Genomic DNA, 10,672 nt, shown 5'->3' on the forward strand with positions numbered 1-10,672 from the left:
CCTGTTTGCCCAAATACGCATAACCCCGAGGGTGAAATGACAAAAATCCGGCTGACCAATTCGAAAACGCGGCGCAAACAAGACTTTGTGCCGCTGAACCCGGCGGATGTGCGGCTGTATCTGTGCGGGCCGACCGTTTACGACCGCGCCCATCTGGGCAATGCCCGCCCGGTGCTGGTCTTCGACGTTCTGGTGCGGCTGCTGCGCCATATTTATGGCGACGAGGCGGTGACTTACGTTCGGAACTTCACCGATGTCGATGACAAGATCAACGCCGAGGCGCAGCGCCGTCGCGATGCCGGTGCGCCCGGCAGTCTGGAAGATCTGATCGCGCAGCGGACCGAGGAAACCATCGGCTGGTATCACGCCGACATGGATGCGCTTGGCGCCGCCCGCCCCGATCACGAACCCCGCGCCACCGCCTTCATTCCGCAGATGGTCGCGATGATTTCCGGCCTGATCGACCGGGGCCACGCCTATGCGGCGGATGGCCATGTGCTGTTCGATGTGCGCTCGTTCCCCGATTATGGCCGGCTGTCGGGCCGCTCGGTCGATGACATGATCGCCGGGGCGCGGGTCGAGGTTGCGCCGTATAAGCGCGATCCGATGGATTTCGTGCTGTGGAAGCCCTCCAACGACGATCTGCCCGGCTGGGACAGCCCCTGGGGCCGGGGCCGCCCCGGCTGGCATATCGAGTGCAGCGCCATGTCCGCCGAGCTGCTTGGCCCGGCCTTCGACATTCACGGCGGCGGCATCGACCTGCTGTTCCCGCATCACGAAAACGAGGTCGCGCAAAGCTGCTGCGCGCATCCCGGCGCGGGCTTTGCGCAGGTCTGGCTGCATAACGAGATGTTGCAGGTCGAGGGCAAGAAGATGTCCAAATCCTTGGGCAATTTCTTTACCGTCCGCGATCTGCTGGATCAGGGCATCCCCGGCGAGGTGATCCGCTTTGTCATGCTGTCCACCCATTACCGCAAGCCGATGGACTGGACCGCCGCCAAGGCAACCGAAGCGGAATCCGTGCTGCGCCGCTGGCATGACCTGACCGCCGGGGCCGAACCGGGCACCCCCGCGCCTGCCGTGATCGAGGCACTGGCCGATGATCTGAACCTCGCCGGGGCCATGGCGGTGCTGCATGATCTGGCCGGGCAGGGCGACGCGGCGGGCTTGCTGGCTTCGGCGCGGATGCTGGGGCTGTTGCTGCCCGGCATGGGCGATTGGGCGCAGGCCGGGGACGAGGCGGCGGCGCTGATCGACCGGCTGCTGGCCGCCCGCGCGGATGCCCGCAAGGCCCGCGATTTCGCCCGTGCCGATGCGATCCGCGACGGGTTCGCGGCGGCGGGGGTCGAGGTCAAGGACACGCCGCAGGGGGCCGAATGGTCGCTGGCTCCGGGCTTTGACGCAGAGCGGCTGCGGGCCTTGGCCGGGGATCTGGCGTGACCCTGAACGCCTGCGCCGAGGTCTTGCGCCAGCATGACCCTGACCGTTTCGGCATGGCCATGGCCGCCGCGCCGGACGACCGGGCCGCCCTGCTGACGCTGTATGCGCTGAACCTTGAACTGGCGCGCGCGCCGTTTCAGTCTGGCGAACCGATGCTGGCCGAAATGCGGCTGCAATGGTGGGATGACCGGCTGGCCGAGATGGGGCAGGGCGCCGCACCGCCGCTGCATGATGTGCTGACGCCCCTGTGTGAGGCGTGGGGGACGCGCGCGGGCAGCCTGACCCCGCTGGCCGAGGCGCGCCGCCGCGATTGTGCGCGCCAGCCGTTTGCCGATGCGGATCAGGTGGTTGCCTATGTCGATGCCACGGCGGGCGCGCTGATGGCGGCGGCGACCGGCGCTTTGGGCGGCGCAGATGCGGCGCTGGTGGCCGATCAGGCGCGCGGGGCGGGTCTGGCGGCTTGGCTGCGCGCACTGCCGCAACTGACGGCGATCAACATGGGCTTTCCGCTGCCCGATCCGGCCCCGGCGCGGGCTTTGGCGGCCGAGGGGCTGGCCGCGCTGGATCGTGCCGCCCGCGCGCCGCGTGGGGCCGCGCCGCGCCGCGCGGCACCTGCGCTGTTTACCGGGGCCGGGGCGCGGGCCGTGCTGCGCCATATCGCCGCCGGGGCCGACCCCTTTGCCCCGCACCCAACCCTGTCGGAATTCCGCCGCCGCGCCGCTTTGGCCCGGCTGGCGCTGACCGGATATTGGCGCGCCTGACCTCGCCTGCCTCTGTCCGCACGGGCCAATGCGCACCGGGCGGGCAATCTGCCAAAATGCCGGGCCACAGCCGCGAAAGGTCTTTTCCTTGCGCCCGGCTTGTGAAAGGAGTTCGCCAAAGCGCACGGGCCAAATTCAGAGGGGCATATGGCAATAAGCCGCAGATCCGAGGCCGCACAGGGCTATTCCCTGATCGCGCCGCCGTTCGTCTATGCCGTGCTGGTGCTGGCCGCGCCGCTGTTGACGATCCTGTCCTACAGCTTTCTGACCGATGGCTATCTGGAAATCATCCCGACGCTGACCTGGGAAAACTATCGCTTTGTGCTGACCGATCCGGTGGTGCGGGCGCTGATGTGGCGGTCGCTGTATGTGTCGGTGTCGGTCACGGTCGTCACCGTGCTGCTGGCCTTTCCGATTGCCTATTACGTCAGCTTTGTGGTGCGCCCCGAACGCAAGGCGCTGTGGTTGTTCCTGATAACCATCCCGTTCTGGACCAGCTATCTGATCCGGGTGTTCCTGTGGCAGGTCATCATGGAACAGAACGGGGTTATCAACTCGGCCCTGATGGGGCTGGAGATCACCGACCAGCCCATCACCATGCTGCGCACGGTCGGGGCCATCGTGATGACTCTGGCCCATGCCTATGCCCCCTTTGCGATCCTGCCGATTTTCGTGGCGCTGGAAAAGATCGACCGATCCTTGTTAGAGGCCGGGCGCGATCTGGGCGAGTCGCGGGCGATGACCTTTTGGCGCGTCACGCTGCCGCTGGCGATGCCGGGGGTGATCGCGGCGGTGCTGATCGTGTTCATCCCGACCGTGGGCGATTACGTCACGCCCACGCTGATCGGCGGCGGGCGGATACCGATGATTGCCAATATGGTGCAGGCGCAGATGCTGCCGCTGGATAACAAGCCGCTGGGGTCGGCCATCGCCATCAGCGCCATGCTGGTCGTGGGGCTGGTCAGCGGGCTGTTTCTGTTCCTGAACCGGCGTTTCCTGAAGGTGCGGCAATGAGAGGGCGCTTTCAGGGATCGGGCCTGCGGGCCTATGCGCTGCTGTATCTGGTGTTTCTGTATGCGCCGATCGCCCTGCTGCCGGTTTTCGCGTTCAATTCCGGCACCATCGTCGCCTTTCCGCTGAACGGTTTCACGACCGAGTGGTTCGCGCAGATGTGGGCCAACCCGACGCTGCGCCGCGCACTGACGAATTCGCTGCTGATCGCGGTGGCCTCGTCCGTGCTGGCGACCTGTCTGGGGATCTTTGCGGCCCGCGCCTCGACCCGGTTCAGCTTTCCGGGCAAGGGCGGGATGATGGGCTTTATCATGCTGCCGATGGTGCTGCCGGAAATCATCGTGGCGGTGTCGCTGTTGGTGGTGATGCTGGCGGTCGGGCTGCCGCTGTCGATCTGGACGGTTATTCTGGGCCATACGCTGATCTGTATGCCCTATGCCGTTGCGATCCTGTCCACCGCCTTTTCCACACTGGACACCTCGCTTGAGGAAGCGGCCTATGATCTGGGTGAAACCCGCTGGGGGGCGTTTCGGCTGATTACCCTGCCGCTGGTGATGCCGGGGGTGATTTCGTCGCTGCTGATTTCCTTTACCATCAGCCTTGATGAATTCATCATCGCCTTTTTCCTGGCGGGGAATGAACCGACCCTGCCCACCTATATCTTTAGCCAGCTTCGTTTCCCGCGCGCCATTCCGATGATTATGGCGCTTGGCACCGTGCTGGTGGGGCTGTCGATCATTTTGTTGGCGACGGCTGAATATTTCCGCCGCCGGGGCGTCGCCCGCACCGGCCAAAAGGACAGCGGAGGATTTCTGTCATGAGCGACCGCAAACCGATGATCGAATGTCAGGATGTGCATAAATATTATGGCGATTACCACGCCTTGCGCGGGATCGACCTGACCATTCGCGAGGGCGAGTTCTTTTCGCTGCTGGGACCATCGGGTTGCGGCAAGACCACGCTTTTGCGCACCATTGCCGGGTTCGAGGATATTTCATCCGGCGCCGTTCTGATCGACGGCCGCCATATGGAGGACGTGCCCGCCAACAAACGCCCCACCAATATGGTGTTTCAGTCCTATGCGATTTTCCCGCATCTGAGCGTGGCGCAGAATGTCGCCTTTGGTCTGCGCCGCGATCCGCGCCCGGCGGCGGAAAAGGCCGCGATGGTGGACGAGGCTTTGGCCATGGTCGGGCTGAAGGGCTATGGGGCGCGCGCCGCTCATGCGCTGTCGGGCGGGCAGCGGCAGCGGGTTGCGCTGGCCCGTGCGCTGATCCTGAAACCCAAGGTGTTGCTGCTGGATGAGCCGCTGTCGGCGCTGGATCGCAAGATGCGCGAACAGATGCAGGTCGAGCTGATAAAGCTGCAACGGCAGGTCGGCATCACCTTTGTTCTGGTGACGCACGATCAGGAAGAAGCCCTTGTCATGTCTGACCGCATCGCCGTCATGTTCGAGGGCGAGATCGCCCAGCTTGACGGGCCAGAGGCGCTGTATGCCCGCCCCGCCAACCGTCGCGTGGCCGATTTCATTGGCGTGATGAACTTTTTGCCCGCCGATATTCGTGGCGAGGACGGCGAGGGTAATGTCACCGTTCAGGTGCCCGGTCTGGGCGAGGTGGTTCTGCCGCCCCGCCAGATCAGTCGCCTGTCGCCCGAAGATACCGCGCCGATGATCGGCTTTCGCCCCGAAACGATGACTCTGCTGTCGCCCTCGGCCCAGAACCCGCAGCCGCGCGAGACCGAGGCCACCATCGATGAAGTGGTCTATTACGGCGACATGACCTATTACGATCTGCGGCTGGACGGGATCGAGCGCGGCGGCCCGCTGAAGCCCGTGCGGATTTCCATGCGCAATGTCTTTGGCCGCGATGTGCAGGATGTCGGGTCGCGCACCCGGCTGGCGTGGTCGCCGGGGTCTTTGGTTCTGTTCCGCTGATTGCGTCCCGCGACAGCCGGGGGCCAGCCCCCGGACCCCCGGGATATTTTCGGACCAAAGATGGGCTGTCAGTTCGCGGCGGTGTTCCGGCGTTTCAGCGTGATGCGGATGCCGTTCTTGCCGCGTGTGGTCAGGCGGGCCAGCGGGATCGGTGGTTCCGCGCCGGGCGAGAGGTGGAAGTTGCGGGCGATGAGGGCCAGCATCAGCACGCCTTCGGCCATGGCGAAGCCTGCGCCGGGGCAGACGCGCGGGCCGGCGGAAAACGGGATATAGGCATTGCGCGCGGGTTGGCGGTTGTCGGGGCGGTCCCATCGTTCGGGGTCAAAGCTGTCGGGATCGGGCCAGATGCGGTCATGCCGGTGCAGGTGCCAGGGTGACAGCACGATCTGCGCCCCCGGTTTCGCCGGGCGGTCGCGCAGGATTTCGGGTTTGGTGACCTGGCGCACCATCATCGGCACCGGCGGGTAGAGGCGCATCGCCTCGCGGAAGGTGTTGCGGGTCAGGCGCAGGGCGGACAGGTCGGAAAAGCTGGTCAAGGGACCGGCGGCATCTGCCTCGGCCGCGATGCGGGCCTGCCATTCGGGGTTTGCCGCCAGCAGCCACAGCGACCATGCCAAGGCCGCTGCGCTGGTTTCGTGTCCGGCGAGGAAAAAGATCGCCACCTGATCGGTCATTTCCGCAGCGGTAAAGCAGCGGCCGGTTTCGGGGTCGGGCGTGGTCATGATCCGGGTGGCCAGATCGTCGGGGGCGGTGCCGTTGCGGATCGCCTGCATCCGCCGGTTGACCATATCCGCGATCAGCCCGCGGATTTCCCTCGCCGTGCGCCGGGTCTGGTGCGAATGCAGCCGTGGCAGCCAGCGGGGCCATGGGATCAGCGCGGCGGGGTTGACCACCGGCTGGGCATCCTGATGCGCGCGGAAGGCGTGGAACACGCGGCTGGCGGTCTCATGTTCGATGGGCAGCGAAAACAGCGTGCGAAAGATGATGTCGGCGGCGGCATGGCTGCATTCTGGCTCGATGTCCTGTTCGCCCTCGGGCAGCCGGGTCAGGGCGGCATCGGCGGCGGCGCGCATGGCGGGAAAGATCAGGTGCAGCCGCCCGCCCGCAAAGGCCGGGTCGATGATGCGGCGCTGGAACTGCCACTCGGCGCCGTTGGTGACAAAGACCGACCGGCCCAGCAGCGGTGCCAGCCCTTCGCGCAGGCGGTTGGATTTGGGGAAATCGGCCGGGCGTTCCGACAGCACCAGCCGCACCAGCGCCGGATCGTTGCAGAAAAAGCTGTGGATCAGCGGGCTGCGGAACTCGGCCATGCGGGCGTGGTAGAGATGCGCGGGCAGGGCCGACAGCAGATCGCGCCGGAACGCCCGTGCCAGCCGCAGCACGCCGCCGCCTTTGGGCGCGGCAGGGGGCTTGGGCGGGATCATCGGCGCACCGCCAGGGCCGGGCGGGTGATGCGCCCCGGCGAATGGCTGCGCGCGCCGAACCGCTGCCGCAGGGTCAGCGGGCCTGCGGTGATGGTGAAATAGTCGTAATCCCTGGGCCGGTCGAAGGCGCAGAGATACTGGAAATGCCGCCGGAACCAGCGCCAGCGCATCGCCTGTTGCCGCTGGGGCGACAGGGTTTGCGTGAAGGCCGCCGACAGGATCAGCGGGCCGTGCTGGCCGCCCGGCGGGGTCAGCCCGTTCACCGCCACCGGATCGCACAGGCCAAAGCAGCAGGCGTCGCCCGGCGCTGTGACATCCAGCCAGAACACGGCGCTTTGCCCGGCCAGAACGGTCAGATCCGCGCGCAGCCGCTTGGCCTGGGGAAGGGCGGTCAGCATCGGCACGACATGGCCAAGCGTCATCAGCGACAGCCGATCTGCGACCGTGCCTTTGCGCAGCAGGTCCGCCACCGCCGACGCCGCGATGCAGGCCCCCGAAGAATGGCCGACGATCAGCACCTCGTCCCAATCCTGCGCCAGAGTCTGCGCGATACGGTCGGAAAAGGCGGCGATCCGGGTTTCCAGCGCCGGCGGATAGGCCCCGCCAGTGCGGGCCGTCAGGGCGTAGTCGTGCATCAGGTAATAGGCGAAAATGCGGCCATCCAGCCGCCGCCACATCAACAGCCCCGCCATGAAAACCAGCAGGGCGACCGGCGCGGCCAGCCAGCCGGACAGATGCGATACCGCCCATCCGGCAAGCGAGGCCAGCACGCCTGCCACCGCCAGTTGCGCCAGCAGCACCGCAATCGGATACAGCGCCGCGATCACCGGCCCGCGCCTGAGCCGCATCAGCCGCCACAACGCGCCCGAGCCGACATAGGCCCAGACTGTTTGCGCCAGTTGCAGATAGGTGGCCGGGATCGAGCGCCCCATCGACCCCTGCACGATGTCATCCCAGACCAGCACTTCGAATTCGGCATGGGTCTGCGCGCCATTGATCGTGCTGGCGGCGGCCCAGCCAAAGCCGGTGTCGTCGCCACGGTCCGCCCGCGTCAGCGCATAGCCGGAAATCCGCGCCTGATCGGCGCCTTCGCGGCGGTAAAGCTCGCGATAGCGGCGGGGCGGGATCGGGTCATAGCCGGGGATATACAACACCCGGCGGCGGAAAATCTGGTTCATGGTCAGGCGGTTAATCGTTTGCGCGCAGAATGTCACCCTCTGCCGCGCCGCGAAAGGGGGCTTGCTGCCGCACCCCGGCATCTTTGTGGCGGGGCGGGGCATATAAGTCTTGACCTGTGGATCGAGTTTCCCCAAGGGTAACAAGAGTTAACGATCGCCATTTTCGAGAGGGTGCAATGGCAGATATTCCCGACAACAACACGACCACCGCAAAGATTACCGGATCAGGGGAGTTCCGCGGCACGCTAGAGTTGAATGGCGACACGGATTGGTGGCGCGTCGATGTGGTGCAGGGGTATCGGTATCAGTTCTGGCTGACGGGCGATGGCGGGCCGGATTCGCTGGGTTCCGGGGGAATGAGGCTGTTGGGCAGCAACGGCACTGCGATCACTGGGTTTAACACGACATCGCAGTTTTCTTTTACGGCAAGCCAGACGGCGACTTATTTCATATCTGTTTACGATAACAATTTCTATAACAACAAGCCAGAAGGCAATTATATCATCCGCGCCAGTATGGATGACGACGTGGTTAACAGCAACGTCACACAGGCGCGTATCAGCGGCACCGGGATCACCTCGGGCGTTTTGGGGCAGAATGGCGATCAGGATTGGTATCGCGTCACCCTGACCGAAGGGCTTTCCTATAATTTCCGTGTGACCGGCGATGGTGGCGCGACGCAATTGGGGTCGGCAAAGATTACGCTGTATGATGCCAATGGCGTCAAGATCAACGATACTATGAAAGAATCGCACCTTGGTTATCGCGCGACCAGCACCGGCACCTATTTTGTCGAGGTCAGCGACAACAATTTTTATAACAATGCCCCCGAAGGAAATTATCGCATTCACACCGATATGCGCGATTATGTGCGCGGTGATGGCCAGACCAAAGCCAATATGGTCGCCGGTCAGGCGCTGACCGGGCGGATTGATGCGCGCGGCGATCAGGACTGGTATCGCATCACCCTGAAAGACGGGGAAACCTATCGGTTCGAAGTGGTCGGCGAATCCGCGACCGACCGGCTGGCGGCGTCTTATGTCAGCGTTTATGATCAGAACGGCACAAGGGTCGCCGGGAATACAGGCAGCGCGCTTACATATGCGACACAGGCAGGCGGCACGTTTTATGTTGGTGTCAGCAGCGGCCTTTATGATGCCAATCCGATTGGCCAGTTCAAACTGAAAGTCACCACCAATGGCCGCGATGTCATCGGCACCAGCGCATCCGAGGAATTGCACGGGCAGGATAATGACAACCGCATTCTGGGCGGTGCCGGAAATGATACTCTGTTCGGGAATGGCGGAAATGATACGCTGATCGGCGGCGCGGGCAATGACGTGCTGCGCGGCGGGGCCGGGCAGGATACGGCGCAATACACGGCCAGTGCCAATACCCGTGTCGATCTGCGGATCACCTCGTTTCAGGATACGCTGTCGTCGGGGCGCGACCGGCTGCTGTCGATTGAAAACGTCACCACCGCGGGCGGCAATGACACGATCACCGGCAATGGCGGTGCCAATGTGCTGAACGGCGGGGCCGGGAACGACCTGATTTCCGGCATGGGTGGCAATGACCGGCTGATCGGCGGGTCAGGCAATGACACTCTGCTGGGGGGCAACGGCCATGACACGCTGGAGGGCGGAAACGGGCACGACAGTCTGGACGGCGGCAATGGCAACGATCTGCTGAGCGGCGGCAATGGCCATGACACGCTGCGTGGCGGCATGGGCAACGACACGCTGGACGGCGGCGCGGGCAATGATCTGATAATCGGCGGCGCGGGGATCGACGCGGTGCGCTTTAGCGGCTCGACCGGGGCCAATGTCTCGCTGGCGCTGACCGGGGCGCAGGACACCGGCTATGGCCGCGACACGATCCGGCAGGTGGAAAACGTCATCGGCAGTTCGGGGAACGATACGATCCGCGGCGATGGCGGTGCGAACCAGATCTGGGGCAATGCCGGGAATGACCGCATCTTTGGCGGCAATGGCAACGATACGCTGCACGGCGGCGCAGGCAATGACACGCTGGAGGGCGGCAATGGTCACGACCGGCTGAACGGCGGCAACGGTGCCGATCTGCTGCGCGGCGGGGCTGGCAATGACACGCTGAACGGCGGCGCGGGCAACGACAGCCTGTATGGCGGTGCGGGGGCCGACCGTCTGGTCGGCGGCACCGGGCGCGATCAGTTGTGGGGCGGCGCCGGGGCCGACACCTTTGTCTTTGGCCGCAACGAAGGCTGGGCGCGGATCAACGACTGGCAGGACGGGCTGGACAAGATCGAGTTCGAAGGCGTCGGTGCGTTCTATTATCTGAACATCACCAAGATCGCTGCCGGGGTGCAGGTGGTTCACAACTCATGGGCGGGCAGCACGACCGTTGTCATCGCCGGGGCCGACCTGAACCAGATCGACCAGAACGACTTTATCTTCACCTGAGGCGTGCCGCCGCGTTCAGGGCGTCTGTTGCGACCAGCGCGCTTCATTCGCCTCGATCGCGGCGATACGCTTGTCGGTGCGGGGGTGCGACAGCAGCCAAGCCGGGGCGGTGCCACCCCCGGCCCCGGTCAGCGCATCCAGTTTCGCAAACAGCGCCTTTTGCGGCACGGTGCCGATGCCCGCCTTGACCAAAAGCGCACTGGCAAAGGCGTCTGCCTCGTATTCGTCCTGCTGCGACAGGCGCGCGGCGATGGCTGCGGACACAAGGTTGGCGATCCACGCGCCGATGAACGGAATGAACCGCCCCAGAACGCCGACCAGAACAACCCGGATCACGTTCTGACCGGCAAAATCGACCATGCGGCGGCGGGTGTGGCCATGCGCGACATGGCCCAGTTCATGCGCAATGACCGAGGCCAGTTCCTCGGTAACCGCCCGGTTTCTACCGCTTTGGATTTCGTTGATCAGGCGGCTTCGTGCT

General features: G+C 64.9%; 9 protein-coding genes. 6 read left to right on the forward strand and 3 right to left on the reverse strand.

All coding sequences use genetic code 11. From position 1 onward, the window contains the following. Nucleotides 1-36 precede the first annotated feature (36 nt). The 5 genes from cysS (at nt 37) to Q4G14_RS12175 (ending at nt 5,148) form a co-directional block, all read left to right on the forward strand. The gene (gene cysS, locus Q4G14_RS12155; RefSeq protein ID WP_303362015.1) at nt 37-1,440 is read left to right on the forward strand and encodes a cysteine--tRNA ligase; all 1,404 of its coding nucleotides are present in this window, start codon (nt 37-39) and stop codon (nt 1,438-1,440) included. Beyond that, complete coding sequence (locus Q4G14_RS12160; protein WP_303362016.1) at nt 1,437-2,201, forward strand: squalene/phytoene synthase family protein; 765 nt, start codon at nt 1,437-1,439, stop codon at nt 2,199-2,201. The genes cysS and Q4G14_RS12160 overlap by 4 nt, the downstream gene beginning before the upstream one ends. A gap of 147 nt (nt 2,202-2,348) precedes the next feature. Further along, nucleotides 2,349-3,215 (forward strand): ABC transporter permease, encoded by an 867-nt coding sequence (locus Q4G14_RS12165; RefSeq protein ID WP_303362017.1) that lies wholly within the window; start codon nt 2,349-2,351, stop codon nt 3,213-3,215. Continuing rightward, a complete protein-coding gene (locus Q4G14_RS12170) occupies nt 3,212-4,033 on the forward strand; it encodes an ABC transporter permease (RefSeq protein WP_303362018.1) in 822 nt (273 codons plus the stop codon). Before Q4G14_RS12165 ends, Q4G14_RS12170 begins: the two co-directional genes overlap by 4 nt. Then, nucleotides 4,030-5,148: an ABC transporter ATP-binding protein gene (locus tag Q4G14_RS12175; protein ID WP_303362019.1), complete on the forward strand. Its 1,119-nt coding sequence runs from the start codon at nt 4,030-4,032 to the stop codon at nt 5,146-5,148. The genes Q4G14_RS12170 and Q4G14_RS12175 overlap by 4 nt, the downstream gene beginning before the upstream one ends. A 68-nt stretch (nt 5,149-5,216) precedes the next feature. Here the strand turns inward: Q4G14_RS12175 and Q4G14_RS12180 are convergent, their stop codons facing one another. Continuing rightward, a complete protein-coding gene (locus Q4G14_RS12180) occupies nt 5,217-6,572 on the reverse strand; it encodes a cytochrome P450 (RefSeq protein ID WP_303362020.1) in 1,356 nt (451 codons plus the stop codon). After that, on the reverse strand, nt 6,569-7,750 hold the full coding sequence (locus Q4G14_RS12185) for a hypothetical protein (RefSeq protein WP_303362021.1): 1,182 nt from the start codon (nt 7,748-7,750) through the stop codon (nt 6,569-6,571). The genes Q4G14_RS12180 and Q4G14_RS12185 overlap by 4 nt, the downstream gene beginning before the upstream one ends. A gap of 176 nt (nt 7,751-7,926) precedes the next feature. Between Q4G14_RS12185 and Q4G14_RS12190 the strand changes: the two genes are divergently transcribed. Beyond that, the gene (locus Q4G14_RS12190) at nt 7,927-10,191 is read left to right on the forward strand and encodes a calcium-binding protein (RefSeq protein ID WP_303362022.1); all 2,265 of its coding nucleotides are present in this window, start codon (nt 7,927-7,929) and stop codon (nt 10,189-10,191) included. A gap of 15 nt (nt 10,192-10,206) precedes the next feature. On the opposite strand, the gene Q4G14_RS12195 is transcribed toward Q4G14_RS12190, so the two are convergent. Next, the coding region (locus tag Q4G14_RS12195; RefSeq protein ID WP_303362023.1) for a M48 family metalloprotease at nt 10,207-10,672 on the reverse strand (466 nt) is incomplete at its 5' end.

The organism is Paracoccus sp. (in: a-proteobacteria), assembly GCF_030538755.1.
In the GTDB taxonomy this organism is placed as follows: Bacteria; Pseudomonadota; Alphaproteobacteria; order Rhodobacterales; family Rhodobacteraceae; genus Paracoccus.